Source organism: Brevibacterium epidermidis NBRC 14811 (assembly GCF_001570805.1).
Lineage (GTDB): Bacteria > Actinomycetota > Actinomycetes > Actinomycetales > Brevibacteriaceae > Brevibacterium > Brevibacterium epidermidis.
Window position 1 is genome coordinate 156166 of record NZ_BCSJ01000013.1, and the last position, 18398, is coordinate 174563.

The 18398-nt window shown below is 63.8% G+C and carries 11 protein-coding genes; 2 read left to right on the forward strand and 9 right to left on the reverse strand.

Annotated features, from left to right (window positions below; genetic code table 11):
• Nucleotides 1–4 precede the first annotated feature (4 nt).
• Both uvrA and BEP01S_RS09870 read right to left on the reverse strand, forming a co-directional pair.
• A complete protein-coding gene (uvrA, locus tag BEP01S_RS09865; protein ID WP_062242658.1) occupies nt 5–2875 on the reverse strand; it encodes an excinuclease ABC subunit UvrA in 2871 nt (956 codons plus the stop codon).
• Between the two features lie 57 nt (nt 2876–2932).
• Nucleotides 2933–5428, reverse strand: coding sequence for a DEAD/DEAH box helicase (locus tag BEP01S_RS09870; RefSeq protein WP_062242662.1), 2496 nt, complete (start codon nt 5426–5428; stop codon nt 2933–2935).
• 65 nt (nt 5429–5493) lie between these two features.
• Here BEP01S_RS09870 and BEP01S_RS09875 point away from each other — a divergent pair, with 65 nt between their 5' ends.
• The gene (locus BEP01S_RS09875; RefSeq protein ID WP_062242665.1) at nt 5494–5784 is read left to right on the forward strand and encodes a YciI family protein; all 291 of its coding nucleotides are present in this window, start codon (nt 5494–5496) and stop codon (nt 5782–5784) included.
• Nucleotides 5785–5912: 128 nt separating this feature from the next.
• Here the strand turns inward: BEP01S_RS09875 and BEP01S_RS09880 are convergent, their stop codons facing one another.
• The 5 genes from BEP01S_RS09880 to rpsA form a co-directional block, all read right to left on the reverse strand.
• Nucleotides 5913–6980, reverse strand: a complete 1068-nt coding sequence (locus BEP01S_RS09880) for a TerC family protein (protein WP_062242667.1) — start codon at nt 6978–6980, stop codon at nt 5913–5915.
• Between the two features lie 186 nt (nt 6981–7166).
• Nucleotides 7167–9299 carry an excinuclease ABC subunit UvrB gene (gene uvrB / locus BEP01S_RS09885; RefSeq protein WP_052239793.1) on the reverse strand — a complete coding sequence of 711 codons (2133 nt, stop codon included), beginning with the start codon at nt 9297–9299 and terminating at the stop codon, nt 7167–7169.
• Nucleotides 9300–9408: 109 nt separating this feature from the next.
• The gene (coaE, locus tag BEP01S_RS09890) at nt 9409–10584 is read right to left on the reverse strand and encodes a dephospho-CoA kinase (protein ID WP_062242670.1); all 1176 of its coding nucleotides are present in this window, start codon (nt 10582–10584) and stop codon (nt 9409–9411) included.
• Nucleotides 10585–10593: 9 nt separating this feature from the next.
• On the reverse strand, nt 10594–12417 hold the full coding sequence (locus BEP01S_RS09895; protein ID WP_083532647.1) for a hypothetical protein: 1824 nt from the start codon (nt 12415–12417) through the stop codon (nt 10594–10596).
• Between the two features lie 46 nt (nt 12418–12463).
• Nucleotides 12464–13948, reverse strand: coding sequence for a 30S ribosomal protein S1 (gene rpsA, locus BEP01S_RS09900; protein WP_039207480.1), 1485 nt, complete (start codon nt 13946–13948; stop codon nt 12464–12466).
• A gap of 206 nt (nt 13949–14154) precedes the next feature.
• On the opposite strand from rpsA, the gene BEP01S_RS09905 reads away from it, so the two are divergent.
• Complete coding sequence (locus tag BEP01S_RS09905; protein WP_039207478.1) at nt 14155–14994, forward strand: class I SAM-dependent methyltransferase; 840 nt, start codon at nt 14155–14157, stop codon at nt 14992–14994.
• Nucleotides 14995–15002: 8 nt separating this feature from the next.
• On the opposite strand, the gene BEP01S_RS09910 is transcribed toward BEP01S_RS09905, so the two are convergent.
• Together BEP01S_RS09910 and polA are read right to left on the reverse strand one after the other, a co-directional pair.
• Entirely contained in the window at nt 15003–15650 is a 648-nt protein-coding gene (locus BEP01S_RS09910) for a maleylpyruvate isomerase N-terminal domain-containing protein (RefSeq protein ID WP_062242677.1), read from the reverse strand.
• Nucleotides 15651–15713: 63 nt separating this feature from the next.
• On the reverse strand, nt 15714–18377 hold the full coding sequence (gene polA, locus BEP01S_RS09915) for a DNA polymerase I (RefSeq protein WP_062242681.1): 2664 nt from the start codon (nt 18375–18377) through the stop codon (nt 15714–15716).
• Nucleotides 18378–18398: the final 21 nt, after the last annotated feature.

Genomic DNA, 18398 nt, shown 5'->3' on the forward strand with positions numbered 1-18398 from the left:
CGGATCAGGGCTTGAGCATCGGTTTGAGGAACCGTCCGGTGTGCGACTCGGTCACCTCAGCGACCTCTTCGGGAGTGCCCTGGGCGATGATCTGCCCACCGCCGCGGCCACCCTCGGGTCCGAGGTCGATGATGTGATCAGCGTTGCCGATGACGTCGAGGTTGTGCTCGATGACGATGACCGTATTGCCCTTGTCGACGAGTCCCTGGAGGACCATGAGCAGCTTCGAGATGTCCTCGAAGTGCAGACCGGTCGTCGGTTCGTCGAGCACATAGGCGGTGCGTCCACGGGAGCGCTTCTGCAATTCGGCCGCGAGTTTCACGCGCTGAGCCTCGCCACCGGAGAGAGTCGTGGCCGGCTGGCCGAGTCGGACATAGCCGAGCCCCACCTCGACGAGGGTCTTGAGGTGTCGCGAGATCGCGGGGATCGCGGCGAAGAAGTCGTTGGCCTCTTCGATGGGCATGTCGAGGACTTCGGCGATGTTCTTGCCCTTGAAGGTGACTTCCAGGGTCTCCCGGTTGTACCGGGCGCCCTGGCAGACCTCACAGGGGACGTAGACGTCGGGCAGGAAGTTCATCTCGATCTTGATCGTGCCGTCGCCGCTGCAGTTCTCGCAGCGTCCGCCCTTGACGTTGAAGGAGAACCGTCCGGGCAGGTAACCGCGGACCTTCGCCGATTCGGTTTCGGCGAACAGCCGGCGCACATGGTCGAAGACGCCGGTGTAGGTGGCCGGGTTCGATCGCGGGGTGCGGCCGATCGGCGACTGGTCGACGTGGACGACCTTGTCGAGGTTGTCCAGACCGGTCACGCGCTTGTGCCGTCCGGGGACCCGTGAGGCGCCGTTGAGGACGTTCGCCATCTGCGTGTAGAGGATCTCGTTGACCAGAGTCGATTTGCCCGAACCCGAGACGCCGGTGACGGCTGTGAGCACACCGAGAGGGAAGGACACTGTGACGTCACGGAGGTTGTTCTCCACGGCCTTCTCGACGGTGACCAGCCGGTCCTTGTCGACGGGGCGGCGGGTCGGCGGAATCTGGATGGCGCGCCGACCGGCGAGGTAGTCGCCGGTGACCGATCCTGCGGCCTCCTTGAGACCGGGTACGGGACCGGAGTAGACGACCTCTCCCCCGTGCTCGCCGGCGCCGGGGCCGATGTCGACGATCCAGTCGGCGGATTCGATGGTGTCCTCATCGTGTTCGACGACGATCAGGGTGTTGCCGAGATCCTTGAGCTTGTTGAGAGTCTCGATGAGTCGGCGGTTGTCGCGCTGGTGCAGACCGATCGAGGGCTCGTCGAGGACGTAGAGGACGCCGACGAGACCGGAGCCGATCTGCGTGGCCAGGCGGATGCGCTGGGCCTCGCCGCCGGAGAGCGTCCCGGCGGCCCGGTTGAGGCTGAGGTAGTCGAGGCCGACGTCGAGGAGGAATCCGAGACGTGCGTTGATCTCCTTCATCACCTGCGCCGCCACGGCGGCATCGCGGTTGCTGAGTTCGAGGGAGCCGAGGAAGTCAGCCGCTTCGTCGAGGGCGAGTTCGGAGACCTCGGCGATGGACTTGTCACCGACCTTGACGGCGAGGATCTCCGGTTTGAGACGTGTGCCCTGGCAGCTCGCGCACGGGATCTCACGCATATAGGACTCATAGCGTTCCCGCGACCACTCGGATTCGGTTTCCTCGTGTTTGCGCTGGATGTACTGGTAGACGCCCTCGAAGCCCGTCGAGTATGTGCGTTCACGACCGAAGCGGTTCTTGTACTTGACGTGGACCTTGTAGTCCTTGCCCGTGAGGATCGCGGTCTTCGCGGTCTTCGGCAGCCTCTTCCACGGCGTCTTCATATCGAAGCCGAGTTCGTCGCCGAGGCCCTTGAGCAGACGGTTGAAGTACTTCGAGACCTGTTTGCCGCCCGACCAAGGGGCGATGGCTCCGGAACCGAGGCTGAGGTCTTCGTCCGGGACGACGAGGTCTTCGTCGACCTGCAGGCGTGTGCCGATGCCGTCGCAGGTGGGGCAGGCTCCGAAGGGCGAGTTGAAGGAGAACGAGCGCGGTTCGATCTCGTCGATCGTCAGCGGGTGCTCGTTCGGGCACGACATGTGTTCGGAGAAGGTGCGGGTCGTGCCTTCGTCGACGAGGTCGATGTCGATGCGTCCGTCTGCCAGTCCCAGTGCGGTCTCGACGGAGTCGGTCAGCCGCGGGCGCATTCCGGATTTGGCGACGAGGCGGTCGACGACCACGGAGATCGTGTGCTTGTACTGCTTCTCCAGGGTCGGAGGTTCGCTCAGACTGATCTGCTCGCCGTCGACGATGGCTCGGGAGAAGCCCTTCGACTGCAGGTCGGTGAAGAGGTCGACGAATTCGCCCTTGCGGGAGCGGACGACGGGAGCGAGGACGAGGAACTTCGTGCGCTCCTCGAGTTCGAGCAGCTGGTCGACGATCTGCTGCGGGGTCTGCTTCGTGATGACCTCACCGCAGACGGGGCAGTGCGGGATGCCGATCCTTGCCCACAGCAGGCGGAGGAAGTCATAGACCTCGGTGATCGTGCCGACGGTCGAACGCGGGTTGCGCGAGGTCGACTTCTGGTCGATCGACACCGCCGGCGACAGGCCCTCGATGAAGTCGACATCGGGCTTGTCCATCTGCCCGAGGAACATCCGGGCATAGGAGGACAGGGATTCGACGTAGCGACGCTGTCCCTCGGCGAAGATCGTGTCGAAGGCCAGCGATGATTTGCCGGAACCGGACAAGCCGGTGAACACGACCATCGAGTCGCGCGGAAGCGCGATCTCGACGTTCTTGAGGTTGTGTGCTCGTGCGCCTTTGACCCACAGGGTGTCGAGATGGGAGACGCCTGTCACTTGCTCACCGTTATTGGTTTTCATCACCTGACCACTGTATTACTCGGCACTGACATTGCTGTATTCGCAGCGGTTTCCGGCTCATCTGCCGACCTCTCCGACGGAGAGGATGCGCAGTGCGATATCGCCGGTTTCGTCGCTGGCGGCCACGTCCACCTCGGCATCGATAGCCCAGTCCTTGTTGTCGTCGGGATCGGCGAGGATCTGTCGGACGCTCCATGTGTCTGAACCGGGTGTGATGTCGATATATTCCCGCCCGCGGGCCTTCTGGTCGACGTGCAGCTCCCCGTACTCGTCGTAGAAGTCCTCGATCGCGTCCTCCCAGGCGCGCGAGTCGAATCCGGATTCGGCGTCGAGTCGGCCGAGCTCCGTGTAGTTCGCGCGTTCGGCCAGCAGCACTCGGTGGAACATGGCATTGCGGATCTCTGCGGTGAAGACCTTCGTGTTCTCGGAGAAGCGGCGGTCGAGGGCCGGCAGATCATCGGAGTGTTCGGTGGGGTCGAGTCCCTGCAGCGTCCGCCATTCGTCGAGCAGTGATGAATCAGTCCGGGCGATGGTCTCTCCCAGCCATTCGATGATGGTCTCGAGCTCTTCGGTCCGGTTCTCCGCAGGGACGTTGTGGAGCAGCGCACGGTAGACGTCGGTGAGGTAGCGCAGCAGGCTGCCTTCGGCCCGGGCGAGGCTGTAGTAGCCGACGAACTGGGTGAAGCCCATGGCCTGCTCGATCATGTCGCGGACGACGGATTTGGGTTCGAAGCCGCCGCGGTTCAGCCATGGGTGGGTTTCGACGAAATGGTCGAAGGCCGGGTCGAGCATCTCGGCCAGGGGTGCGGGGCTTTCGATCTCGTCGAGGATCGTCATGCGTTCGGCGTATTCGACTCCTTCGGCTTTGAGCTCTGCCAGGGTCTCTCCCTTGATCCGGTCGAGTTGGCCCTTCAGGATCTGGAACGGCACCGAGGTGGTCGCCTCGACGATTGACACGACGTCGAGGGCGTAGGTGTCGTCGTCTTCGTCGAGGAGTTCGAGTGCAGCGAGGACGAAGGGCGCGAGAGGCTGGTTGAGCGCGAACTGCGGGCCGAGGTCCTGGGTGGCGATGAGCTCGCTGCCGCGGACCTCGATGAGTCCGGCGTCGATGAGGGAACGTCCGATGCTGATCGCGGTCAGTTTGAGGTCGAGTCGGCGCTCCCGGGTCTCATGCGTCTTGTCGATGAAGTCGCTGATCGTCTTCACATCGGAGCCGGGGCGGGCGACGAGGTTGAGCAGCGTCGAATGGTCGATCTTCATCCGCGGCCGCAGGATCTCGGATTCGCCTTCGATGAGTTTCGTGAAGGTCTCTTCGGACCAGCCGACGAACCCGACGGGGGCGGCTTTCTTCTTGACCTTCTTCTTTTTCTTCTTGTCATCGTTCGCGGCTTTGGCTTCGGCCTTGAGGTTGTCGATGACGTGTTCGGGTGCTTGGGCGACGACGTAGCCACGGGTGTCGAATCCGGCGCGACCGGCACGTCCGGCGAGCTGTTGGAATTCGCGGACGCTGAGCCGACGCATCTTCCGCCCGTCGAACTTCGTCAGTCCGGTCAGGAGCACGGAGCGGATGGGCACGTTGATGCCCACGCCGAGGGTGTCGGTGCCCGAGATGACGAGCAGCAGGCCTTTGAGCGCGAGCTGTTCGATGAGACGCCGATACTTCGGCAGCATTCCGGCGTGGTGGACGCCGACGCCGTGCAGCAGCAGTTTGCGCAGGCTGGTCCCGAACCCCTTGCCGAAGGTGAAGCCCTTGATGGCTGCGGCGATCGCGGCTTTCTGCTCCTTGGAGGCGAGGTCGACCGAGAGCAGATTGGTCGCGAGGTCGATTGCTCCGTTCTGGGAGTAGGAGACGACGTAGACCGGGGCTTTGTCGTTGCGGACGAGTCCGCGCAGAGTGTCCGACAGCGTCTCTGTCGAGTATTCGTAGTCGAGTGGGACCGGCCTGGTCGCAGAGGTGACCACGGAGGAGTCGCGTCCGGTCGTCTCCGTCATGGTCCGTCGGATGTCTGTGGTGTCACCCAAGGTGGCGGACATGAGGACGAACTGGGTCTGCGGCATCTCGAGCAGCGGCACCTGCCAGGCCCACCCGCGGGAGGGGTCGGCGACATAGTGGAATTCGTCCATGACGACCATTCCGGCGTCGAGCATTCCGCCTTCGCGCAGCGCTTGGTTGGCCAGAATCTCTGCCGTGGCGCAGATGACGGGAGCATCTGCGTTGACCGTGGAGTCGCCGGTGATCATTCCGACGTTCTCCGCGCCGAAGGCGTTGATGAGGGAGAAGAACTTCTCACTCACGAGCGCCTTGAGCGGGGCCGTGTAGTAGGCCCGGATCCCTCGGGTGAAGGACTGGTAGAGGGCGAAGAGCGCGACGAGTGACTTCCCCGAACCCGTCGGGGTCGCCATGATCGTATTGTCGCCGGCGAGGATCGTGAGGAACGCCTCGTCCTGAGCCGGGTACGGCTCCACTCCGATCTCTTGGCAGTATTCGCCGAACGACTCATAGATCGTGTCGTCGTCCGCGAATTCCGCTGGGATCTCCTGCAATCTGGCCACGCTGATGCACAGACCTTTCCGATTAGACTGGTTCCATCCTATTGCTCGACACCGAGGAGTCACATATGCCGGTCTTCGCCGTCACCTATCACTATGGTCCCGATACCGATACGCGGATGGAGCACCGCCCCGCGCACCGTCAATGGCAGGCGGAGATGAATGAGGCCGGGACGATCCTCGCCTCCGGCCCTCTGGACAATGATCCGCAGCCGGGAGGGCTGCTGATCCTCAGCGCCGCCGACCGTGCGGAGGTCGAAGGTCAACTGGCCGCCGATCCCTATGCGTCGCTCGGTGTCATCGAGTCGACGGACATCCGTGAGTGGACTCCCGTGTTCGGGCCCTTCGCACAAAGCTGAGACCCTCTCTGTCCGAGGCGACTCGGACCGAACAGACACGAGCGGGGTCCGTCTCGAGAGATCGAGACGGACCCCGCTCGTCTTGTGCCCACACCGAGGCGGTGCCGGCACGTCCGGGTCCTTACGGCTCAGGCCTCTTCGGACTCGCCGGATTCGTCGGGGCTGATGTCCTTGAAGGAGATTCCGTCCTTCTTCATCTTCATCAGTGAGGCGACCGTGGCCACCGCCATGGCGAGGACGATGACGGTCAGGGACAGCCACGTCGGCACTTCGGGGATCGACTTGCCCCACGCAAGGAACTCCCAATCGCTCGAGTGCAGAGCATGGATGACGAGCTTGACGCCGATGAAGGCGAGGATCGCGGCGATTCCGTAGTTGAGGTAGACGAGCTTGTCGACGAGCCCTCCGAGCAGGAAGTACAGCTGACGCAGTCCCATGAGGGCGAACACGTTCGCCGTGAACACGAGGAACGCATTCTGTGTGACGCCGAAGATCGCCGGAATCGAGTCGAGCGCGAACATCACATCGGTCGAGCCGATGGCGATGAACACGATGAACATCGGGGTCCAGTAGGTCTTATTGTCGTCGAGGACGACACGCAGCTTGTTGCCGTGGTATTCGTCGACGACGTTGATCCGCTTCCGCAGGAACCGAATGAGGCCGTTCTCGCCGTCCCCTTCGTCTTCGGAGCCGAAGGCCTGCTTGTAGGCGACGACGAGGAGGAAGATGCCGAAGATGAAGAAGACTTCGACGAAGGCGCTGATGATCGCCGCACCCGCGAGGATGAAGATGCCGCGGAAGACGATGGCGATGATGATGCCCACCATGAGCACTTCCTGCTGGTACTTCCGCGGTACCGAGAAGCTGCCCATGATGATGATGAAGACGAACAGATTGTCGATGCTCAACGAGTACTCGAGCAGCCAGCCGGTGAGGAATTCGCTGCCATGCTGAGCATCGCCGATGGCGAAGAGCGCACCTGCGAAGACCAGAGCCAGGGCGACGTAGAAGGCGACCCAGATGCTCGCTTCCCGCATCGACGGGGTGTGTGGTCGTTTGACGACCAGAAGGAGGTCGAAGACGAGGATCGCAACGACGATGATTCCCGAGGTGATCATGAACCAGACGGGAATCGGAGATTCACTCGCTGCCGCATCGTTGCCGCCGGCTGCGAGTGTGGAGGACAGGATATCCATGGATGCCTTTCGTGGTGAATAGGATGTATCCAGGTCGAAAGTCTCTCCCACGCGTTGAGTCTGCGTGCGCTCCGCGTCCGGACCCCTTGAGGGATCGTGGTGACGACCGCGGATGGACGGGATACTCCCTTTCGCCAGCACACCAGTATAAACATGCGAGCATCACTCGCGCGTCACCGGTGCGACTCAGGCGTGGCCGGCCTCCTTCATCTGGCGCAGCTCCTGCTTGAGGTCGGAGAGCTCATCACGCAGGCGCGCAGCGAGCTCGAACTGCAGCTCTGCAGCAGCCGAATGCATCTGCGAAGTCAGCGATTCGATGAGCTCGGTGAGATCGGCAGCCGGCGGACGCAGCGAGCCGGGTTTGCCGGCGGCTTCCCTCTGTTCGTCCGTCAACGTCGAGTTGTAGCCGCGCTTGCCCTTGCCGTAGTCGAATTCGGTGAGCAGCTCACGAGTGTCCTCGTCCTCGCGCTGCAGACGTTCGGTGATGTCTGCGATCCGCTTGACCAGCGGGGCCGGGTCGATTCCGTGCTCTTCGTTGTAGGCGACCTGGATGGCGCGCCTGCGGTCTGTCTCGTCGATGGCATAGCGCATCGAATCCGTGATCGTATCGGCGTACATGTGCACCTGGCCGTTGAGGTTACGGGCGGCACGGCCGATCGTCTGGATGAGCGATGTCGATGACCGGAGGAAGCCTTCTTTGTCGGCGTCGAGGATCGCCACGAGAGACACCTCGGGAAGGTCGAGTCCCTCACGCAGCAGGTTGATGCCGACCAGCACATCGAACTCCCCGGCACGCAGCTCTGTGAGAAGTTCCACACGTCGCAGGGTGTCGACGTCGGAGTGGAGGTACTGGACGCGGACATCGTGTTCGAGCAGATAGTCGGTGAGGTCCTCGGCCATCTTCTTCGTCAGCGTGGTCACGAGCACACGTTCGTTCGCATCGACGCGCGTCCTGATCTCGTCGAGCAGATCGTCGATTTGACCCTTCGTCGGTTTGACCTTGATCTCGGGGTCGACGAGTCCCGTCGGACGGATGATCTGCTGGACGTACCCGTTGGCGTTGCCGAGTTCGAAGTTGCCGGGCGTCGCGGACAGGTACACGCTCTGTCCGACTCGCTCCCGGAACTCGTCGAACTTCAGCGGCCTGTTGTCCATGGCGCTGGGCAGCCGGAATCCGTGTTCGACGAGGGTGCGCTTGCGCGACATATCGCCTTCGTACATGCCGCCGATCTGCGGAACGGTGACGTGGGATTCGTCGATGACGAGCAGGAAGTCCTCGGGGAAGTAGTCGAGCAGACAGTTCGGTGCCGAACCGGGTGCGCGGCCGTCGATATGCCGGGAGTAGTTCTCGATGCCGGACGTGAAGCCCATCGACTCCATCATCTCGAGGTCATAGGTCGTGCGCATCTTCAGCCGCTGCGCTTCGAGCAGCTTGTTCTGCGACTCGAACTCGCTCAGCCGCTTCTGCAGCTCGTCCTCGATCCCGCTGATCGCGGTGGCCATCCGGTTCTCACCGGCGACGTAGTGGCTGGCCGGGAACACGTGGATCGTGTCCTCGTCGCGGACGATCTCACCCGTCAGCGGGTGGAGGGTCTGCAGCGATTCGATCTCGTCGCCGAAGAATTCGATGCGCAGCGCGAGCTCCTCGTACTGCGGGATGATCTCGACGGTGTCTCCGCGGACGCGGAAGGTGCCGCGGGTGAAGGCCATGTCATTGCGGGCGTACTGCATGGACACGAAGCGTTTGAGCAGTTCGTCCCGGTCGCATTCGTCGCCTTTGTGGAGGGTGACCATTCGGTCGACGTATTCCTCCGGCGTACCGAGACCGTAGATGCACGACACCGTCGAGACCACGACGACATCACGCCGGGTCAGCAGCGAGTTCGTGGCAGAGTGCCGAAGCCGTTCGACTTCGTCGTTGATCGAGGAGTCCTTCTCGATGAACGTGTCCGTCTGCGGCACATAGGCTTCCGGCTGATAATAGTCGTAGTAGGAGACGAAGTACTCGACCGCGTTGTTGGGAAGCAACTGTCGGAACTCGTTGGCCAGCTGCGCGGCCAGAGTCTTGTTCGGCGCCATGATCAGCGTCGGTCTCTGCACCTGCTCGATGAGCCATGCCGTCGTCGCCGACTTGCCCGTACCGGTGGCGCCGAGGAGGACGATGTCCCGCTCCCCTGCATCGAGTCGTTCGGAGATCTCCTTGATCGCCGTCGGCTGGTCACCGGAGGGCGAGTACTCGGAGACGACCTCGAAAGGCGCTACCTCACGGGTGACGTCGGGTCGGTGGCCGATCGCTGGCAGGGGGCGTTCTGAGCTCATAGTCCAACCCTAGTCCCCGCCCCTGACATTGGGCAGTCCGGAGCCGGAACGACGCCGTCGACGACGTGCCCGGCGGCGTGTGCCGCCATGTCGGTCGAATGTCACCGTGTCAGTCGAAGCTGTCGGGCACGAGCCTGCGACGCATCTCGAGGAAGTACGGTTCCTTCGACTCTGCGTACGCTTCCGTCTTCTGCTCGTCCGTACCGTCCGCTGCCTGTGCTGCGGCCATGAGTTCGCGCTTCATCTGCAGATAGCGGTCCCGCTCCCCCGCGTCCTCGGTGAGCAGGTCCCGGAATGCGCGGGCGAAGCGCGCACCGACGGAGTCTGCGGTGCGCACATGCAGATTGACGGCCCGACCCGGGTCCGTGTTCGCGTGGAACCATTTCGGTTCGGTTCCGCCCTCGCCGAGGTGGTCGCTCAACTCTGTACCCGGATACCCGAGTTCGGCCAGGCGAGGTGCCAGGTCGCGGGCTGCGGTGAGGTCGGGGACGATCAGCTGGAGATCGATGACGTCCTTGGCGGGCAGTCCTGGCACTGAGGTGGAGCCGATGTGGTCGATGGCGAACTCGTCGCCCGTGCCGAATCGCAGCTTCGCGACTACTCGCTGTGCGTCACCGGCCCAGTCCGCCTCCGCGGAGTCGACGAGTTCGAGGGCAGCCTTCGGTGCTCGCTGCCCGGCCGCGAGATTGGCGGCGAAGGGGCGGATCCGCGTTTCGATGAGCCGTCCGACTGCGGCCTTGGTCTCCTCGACAGAGCCGGAGTTATCGATGATGACGTCGCAGGCCGCACGGCGGGTCTCGTCATCGGCTTGGCGGGAGATCCGTGCGGCGGCGTCATCGCGGTCCATTCCGCGGGAGTCCATGAGCCGCTGCAGCCTCACCTCGGCGGGCACATCGACGAGGAGATTGAGGTGGTAGGCAGGTGTCATCGAGTTCTCGACGAGCAGCGGTACGTCGTGGACGACGATCTCCGCGTCGGCGTGCCTGGCGAAGTGTTCGGCGGTTCGGTCGCGGATCGCCGGATGCATGAGTCCGTTGAGCTGTGCCGTGTGTTCGGAATCGACGAAGGCCGCCGATGCCAGTGCCGGTCGATCGAGTGAACCGTCGGGGTGCAGCACCTGGGGTCCGAAGGCCTCTGCCAGCTTCTCGAGCAGAGGCTGTCCGGGTTCGACGACCTCGCGGGCGATCTTGTCGGCGTCGATGAGCACCGCTCCGTGATCGACGAGCATCGCGGACACCGTTGACTTTCCGGCGCCGATTCCGCCGGTGAGACCGATTCTCAGCATGGGTTCATCCTACTGACCCAGCTGGTAGACCCGCACTCCCTCGTCGGCGAAGATCGGATCACCGACGGCGGTATCGAGGAATTCCGCATATTCGCCATCATCTCCCGGCAGGAGCGGGGCATCCGGGGCGAGGACGATGAAATCGACTCCGGTCTCCCGCAGCTCAGCAATTGCCGAAGCGACTTCCGAACTATCTGCGTCCGGCATGGGTTCCCCGTCGAAGACGGAGCCGTGGAGCAGTTCGTCGAGGGCATCTTCGGGGGCGGAATAGGTCACCGGCGATTCCGGACTTGAACCGATGAAATAACCGCCAGTCTCTCGATAGCGGAATCCGCTGACCGACTGCCACACCATGGCTTCGTCGGCGTGGGGTTCGGCCCATGCCAGGGGGCGTGGGAAGGTCTTGACGACGGATCCGGCGGGGACCACCTCGGCGATGGAGCCCTCATAGAAGGACGGGACAGTCACTTCGTGGGCGGTCTGGGGCCCAGGCAGGACGGCCACTGCGGCGAGGACGAGTAAGACGAGGAGGGCGCGGGCGCGACGAAGCTTCCAGTGGCTCAGTGCCCATTGGAGACCGATTCCGAGCGCGGCGAACAGCGCGATCGTCGAGTGGAGGACGAGGCGCATGGGCAGGATGTTGTTGAGCATGGGGATGGCCTCGATGAGACCGAACGGGCCGATTTCGAAGAGCACTCGGCCGCCGAGGAGGATCGGGGAGCCCAGTGCCAGCAGGAAGACGAGGAAGCCGGTTGCGCCCGCGATGCGCACCGGTACCTTGTGCACGGATCGGCGTCCGAAGCAGGCGACGATGAGCACGGCCGCCACCAGCGCGGGTGCGCCGATGTAGGCGCCGAGTTCGGCAGGGTCGATGTCCATGATCCGTGGCAGCGGGGAGACCCCGGAGCTCAGCCAGGCCGGGGCCGCGGGCAGGATTGGGTCGAGCAGATCGGTGTTCCACACTCCGTGCGGGCGGATGGCGCCCTGTGGGGAGTTCGGGCCGGCCATGGTCACCAAGAGCGGGATCGCGCACAGCAGGGCGATGATTCCGGCAATGACGGAGCCGAGGCCGAGCGCCAGCCAGGACCGGGTGCGGAAGAGACCACGCCCGAAGACGGCGATGCTTGCAAGGAAGCACAGTGCGGCGAGGAAGGTTCCGGCGAGGACTTCGGTGGAGACATAGAACTGGAAGCCGAGGAGGAGTCCGAAACCACTTCCGAGCAGCCAGAGTCGGCGGCGGCGCAGCAGTGGACCGCTGCGGTCGGTTTTGGTTCGTCCGAGGTCGAGGAGTGCGAGGATCGCCCACGCGGTCAGCGGCGGGGTGACGATATAGGCGAGGTTCGGGTGGCCGCCGAGTTGGGCGATGACATAGCTGGAGAAGCCGACGCCGCCTGCGGCGATGAACGCCGGCAGACGGTCGAGGAAGCGGCGGAAGAGCACCGCTGTGGCCAGGCTGCCTAACACCGGAAGGGCGAGGATGAGCAGGTTGTAGCTCACGATCGGCCCGGCCACCCACGTCACGGGTGCGAGCAGGATCGCGAGGCCGGCCAGTGAGGTGTTCCACGCGCCGTTGACTCCCCCGCCGAGGGTGTTCATCGACTCCGTATACAGCAGGCCGCCGGTCTCGCCTGGGACGAATCCGAGGGCGTCGGCGACTACCTGTGCACCGTGTCCGAGCCACCAGATGAACAGAGAGGTGTCGTCATTGGAGGCGACGACGCCGCCGCCGGGGTCCGCGGCGACGGAGCCGAAGACGGTCAGGCTGCCGACGCAGAGGATGAGGGTAAACCACAGCCACGGACGCAGTCTCGTCCGAAATGTGGGGGCATACACAAAGGGCTCCCGGCCTTCCGACCGGGAGCCCAAGTGATGGCTGCTATCAGCTGCCTGCAAGCTTCTCACGCAGAGCTGCGAGAGCTTCGTCGCTGGCCAGAGTGCCCTCGTCGCTCGCCTCTTCGGAAGAGAACGATCCGGTGGCCGGAGCGGCATCGGCAGAGCCGACGGCATCGGCTGCGGAAGCCTCGGCGTCCGCTGCGATGGCCTTGGCGACCTGCTTCTTGTGCTCTTCCCAGCGTTCCTGAGCGGCGGCGTACTGCTGCTCCCAGGTCTCGCGCTGAGCCTCGTAGCCCTCGACCCATTCGTTGGTCTCGGGGTCGAAGCCCTCGGGGTACTTGTAGTTGCCGTCCTCGTCGTACTCCTGCGGCATGCCGTAGAGAGCGGGGTCGAGGAACTCTTCGGCCTCGGGGTCGACGCCTTCGTTCGCCTGCTTCAGCGACAGCGAGATGCGGCGGCGTTCGAGGTCGATGTCGATGACCTTGACGTAGATGGTCTCGTCGACCGAGACGACCTGCTCGGGCAGATCCACGTGGCGCACGGCCAGCTCGGAGATGTGGACGAGGCCTTCGATGCCGTCTTCGACGCGCACGAATGCACCGAACGGAACGAGCTTGGTGACCTTGCCCGGCACGATCTGTCCGATGACGTGGGTGCGAGCGAAGTGCTGCCAAGGATCTTCCTGGGTGGCCTTGAGCGACAGCGAAACGCGCTCACGGTCCATGTCGACGTCGAGGACCTCGACGGTGACCTCGTCACCCACGGTGACGACCTCACCCGGGTGATCGATGTGCTTCCAGGACAGCTCGGAGACGTGGACGAGTCCGTCGACACCACCGAGGTCGACGAACGCACCGAAGTTGACGATGGAGGACACGACACCAGGACGGACCTGGCCCTTCTGCAGGGTCTGCAGGAAGTCGTGACGGACGGCCGACTGGGTCTGCTCGAGCCAAGCACGGCGCGACAGGACCACGTTGTTGCGGTTCTTGTCGAGCTCGATGATCTTGGCTTCGACCTGCTGGCCGATGTAAGGGGCGAGGTCGCGGACGCGGCGCATCTCGACGAGGGAGGCGGGCAGGAAGCCGCGCAGTCCGATGTCGACGATCAGGCCGCCCTTGACAACCTCGATGACGGTGCCGGTGACAACGCCGTCGTCTTCCTTGATCTTCTCGATGTCGCCCCAGGCGCGCTCGTACTGAGCACGCTTCTTGGAGAGCATGAGACGACCCTCTTTGTCTTCCTTCTGAAGAACGAGGGCTTCGATTTCGTCCCCGACCTCGACGACTTCGCCGGGATCGACATCGTGCTTGATGGAAAGCTCACGTGCGAGGATGACGCCTTCCGTCTTGTATCCGATGTCGACGAGGACTTCGTCACGGTCGACCTTGACGACTTCGCCCTCAACGATGTCGCCATCGTTGAAGTACTTGATGGTCTCATCGACGGCGGCGAGGAAATCCTCAGCGGTTCCGATGTCGTTGACAGCGACCTGCTTCGGCTGCACCGATTCCGGCGTGGTGGTGGTCATATAGGTAGGGACTCCGATGGAATATTGGTCCAGATCCGGTACCCTGTCGGCAGGTCGTGATTGTTGCCGCAAGAACCGAATCCGGTCTCGATTGCGAATTTGGACTTGTATGCACAGGCGCATACGGTTGTCAATGCTAGCACCTTCTTGGGCGTGAATGCACGCCGAAGAGTCGAATTATCACCACCTGGGGCCACGGAGGAACCATGAGCGAAGGAACTGACGGAGCCGAGGTCATCAGCGGTGGCTATCTCCCGATCGATGAAGAGGCTTCAGTCCGGGCCAATCGCAGCTATTGGGACAACTCTGCCGAGGAGTATCTGGCCGAACACGGCACGTTCCTCGGCGCTTCGGATTTCATCTGGTGTCCGGAAGGAATTCACGAATCCGATGTCCGTCTCCTCGGCGATGTCGACCGGAAGCAGGTGCTCGAGGTCGGCTGCGGTGCCGGCCAGTGCTCCCGGTGGCTGGCCGAACAGGGAGCGATCACCACAGGAGTCGATGTCTCCGCCGGAATGCTCGAGCAGGCCTCGCGTCTGCAGCGCGAACATCCCCTGAGCACCGAGGCGACTCCCCCGACGTTCCTCCTCGCCGATGCCCGGCAGCTTCCGTTCGCGTCGAACAGCTTCGACGGTGCGTTCTCGTCCTATGGCGCCCTGCCGTTCGTCAAAGACGCCGAGGTCGTCTTCTCCGAGGTGGCCCGGGTCCTGCGCAGTGGCGGGCAGTGGGTGTTCTCGACGACGCACCCGATGCGGTGGATGTTCCCCGATGTTCCGGGTGAGGCCGGTCTGACCGTCGAGTACTCGTATTTCGATCGCACTCCGTACGTGGAACTGTCCTCGGACGGTCAGCCGGTCTATGCCGAGCACCACCGGACGATGAGCGACTGGGTCAGCCTCCTCGTCGATGCCGGCTTTACGATCGATTCGGTGACCGAACCCGAATGGCCGGAGGAGAACCGGACCGCCTGGGGCGGTTGGTCGCCGCTGCGTGGAGCACTCATGCCCGGCACTGTGATCTTCTCCACCACTCTGAACAAGGACTGAGGCGCCGCTCAGCCGAGCACGCTGAAGTCTCCTGCCAGTCCCCCGCGCCCCGTCAGTGCGGCGAGGACTCGGCTGCCTGTCCCTCCCCTGACCGCGAGTTCGACGGCGATCTCCAAAGAGTCCCGCAGTGGGGAGTCGGGAATCTGCGGATCTGTGCCGAGTGCGGCGGCGATATCGCTGCCGTGGACGACGAGTTCGAAGGTCCGGGTGCGCACATAGTCACCGGCGCGCATTCCTCCGCCGACCGTCATGATCGCCGCATCGGCCACCGAGGCGCTCGACGAGACCTCTTCCAATCTCGAGAGCCGTGACAGTGCGGACTCGCACTTCGCCGCGAAGGCGGATGCCGGATCATCCCCGAGATCCCGGCCCGAGGCGATTCCGCGTTCGAGGACGAGATCGTCCACTCCCTGCTGGGACAGGATCGCCGCGAAATAGTCTTCGGGGCTGGGCAGCGTCACCTCGTCGGCGGGTTGGTCGAGAGCAGTCTCAAGGGTGAGGAAGGCCCTCCCGGTGTGGCCGACGAGGCCTCGCAGATCCCACGCCCCGAGACCAGGTTCGTCCCATTGTTCGTCGCCGATCGTGGCCACCAAAGAGGTGCACCACCGGGCCGCAGCCGCGAAGTCGTCCAGTTCCCGCGCATGCGTGTTCGTCATAGCGTCAGTCTAGGCACCCCGCGACTGCCTTGCGCCTATCAGCGTGCAAGCCAGCTCAGCAGGTCAGTGAGCGGCGGCGTGCCAGGAGCGGCCGGTGCCGACGTTGACGTCCAGGGGCACATCGAGTTCGAATGCCGAACCCATCTCCTCTGTGACAATCGCTTTCACCTCATTGATCTCGTCGGGACGGACGTCGACGATGATCTCGTCATGGACCTGCAGCAGCATCGGCGAGTGCAGGTCTTTCAGCCGGTCGGCGACCTTGAGCATGGCGATCTTCATGATGTCGGCGGCCGAGCCCTGGATCGGTGCGTTGAGGGCGGCACGTTCGGCCATGTCCCGCAGCTGCCGACGGTCGCTGTGCAGCGCCGGCAGATAACGGCGACGGCCCATGATGGTCTCGGTGAACCCGTTCGCGCGAGCCTGCTCGACGATGTCGTCGAGGTAGTCCTTGACGGCACCGAAGCGCTCGAAGTACTGGTCCATCAGTCCCTTGGCTTCGTCGACGCCGATCGCCAGCTGCCGTGAGAGTCCGTAGGCGGAGAGTCCGTAGACCAGCCCATAGGACATGGCCTTGACCTTCGACCGCATCTCGGAGTCCACCTCGTCGATGCCGACGCCGAAGACCTTCGAGCCGACATAGGAGTGGAGGTCCTCGCCGTCCTTGAACGCCTGGATGAGTGCGGCGTCTCCGGACAAGTGAGCCATGATCCGCATTTCGATCTGCGAGTAGTCGGCGGTGAGCAGAGTCCCGTCCGTCACCTCGGGGTCGGCGATGAAAATATCGCGGATGCGGCGGCCCGATTCGGTCCGCACCGGAATGTTCTGCAGGTTTGGATCCAAGGACGACAGCCGACCCGTGGCGGCGACGGTCTGCTGGTACGTGGTGTGGATGCGGCCGTCGTCGGCGACGGTCTTGAGCAGTCCGACGACGGTCTGCTTGAGCTTCGTCGAATCCCGGTAGGCCAGCAGGTACTGGAGGAAGGGGTGCTCTGTCTTGACGAACAGTTCGGCCAGGGCTTCGGCATCCGTCGTATACCCGGTCTTCGTCCGTTTGGTCTTGGGCATATCGAGCTCGTCGAACAGCACGGTCTGCAGCTGCTTGGGAGAACCAAGGTTCACCTCGTGGCCGATCGCGTCATAGGCCTCTTGAGCGCTGGCTTCGGCTTGTTTCGTGAATTCGTCGATGAGGTTCGTCAGTCCGGCCTCGTCGACGGCGATACCGGTCGATTCCATGCGCGCGAGCACGGGCACGAGCGGCAGTTCGATGTCTCGGTACACCTGCGTCATGTTCGCGTCGTCGACAGCCTTCGCGAGCACCTCGTGGACTTCGAGCAGGGCGGCGGCACGTTGGCCGTGCGTGGTCACCGCGGCATCCGAGTCGAGATCGAGGGCGAGCTGCCCGGAATCCGATTCGGGTTCGCTGAGGTCGATTCCGGCGCGGTCGGCGGCGATCTGCCCGAGCTCGTAGGAACGGGCATCGGGAACGAGGAGGTAGGCGGCCAGAGCCGTGTCCCCGGCGATATCGGCCACGGACAGCCCCATCGACTCCCAGGCTTTGATCTGCAGCTTCGAGCTGTGGAGGATGAGCGAATGCCCGCCCAATGCGGAACCGAGCTTGCCGATGTCCTTCTGCCCCGCCTCGGCGAGGTCGACGACCCACGCCTGCCCGGGTTCGGCGGAGACCGCGAGGGTCCGTGCCTGACCATGGCCGAGTTCGAAGGTGGCATCCGAATCGAGCGCCAGCACATCGTGGTCGGAGATCTTCGTCAGCAGTGCGTCGATGTCGACGGTCTCGATGCTCGTCTCCCGTGTCGGTGCCGGCTCGGATTCGGTGCCGGCTTCGGGGAAGATCGCGGCCAGACGTTTGCCGAGGGCTTGGAACTCGAGCTGATCGAACAGGCTCGACAGCTCGGTCGGGTCGCCTGCGCCCCACGCCAGGTCATCGAATTCCAGCCCCAGGTCGACGTCGTCGAGGAGGCGGTTGAGTCGATAGTTCCGCTCCACCTCGGTGATGTGGTCGCGCAGCTTCTCCCCGACCTTGCCGCCGATCGACTCTGCGTTCTCCAGCACTCCGGGCAGGTCGCCATGGGCGGTGAGCCATTTGGCGGCGGTCTTGTCACCGACTCCGGGCACGCCGGGCAGATTGTCGGCCTTCTCACCGACGAGAGCGGCCAGTCCTCGGTAGTTCGCGGGACTGACCCCGTACTTCTCCTCGACCGCGGCCGGAGTCATCCGGTTGAGATCGCTGACTCCGCGCTTCGGGTAGAGGATCGTCACCTTGTCGGTGGCGAGCTGGAACGAATCCTTGTCACCGCTCATCACCTCGACGACCGCACCGGCCTCGGTGCCCATCCTCGCCATCGTCGCCAGGGCGTCATCGGCCTCGAAGCCCTCCTTCGTCACGACCCGGATGCCCATCGCCGTGACGATGTCCTTGATGAGGTCGATCTGCGGGTGGAACTCGGGCGGAGTCTTCGCCCGGCCGGCCTTGTACTCGGGGTATTCCTCGAGTCGGAAGGTCTGGCGTCCGAGGTCGAAGGCCACGGCCACATGGCTGGGCTCTTCGTCGCGGAGGACGTTGATGAGCATGGAGATGAAGCCGTAGATGGCGTTCGTCGTCTGACCGGTGCTGGTCGAGAAGTTCTCGACCGGCAGGGCGTGGAAGGCCCGGTAGGCCAGGGAGTGTCCGTCGATGAGCAGGAGGGATTCGTTTGAGTGACTCACATGGCATAGCCTAGCGTTCGA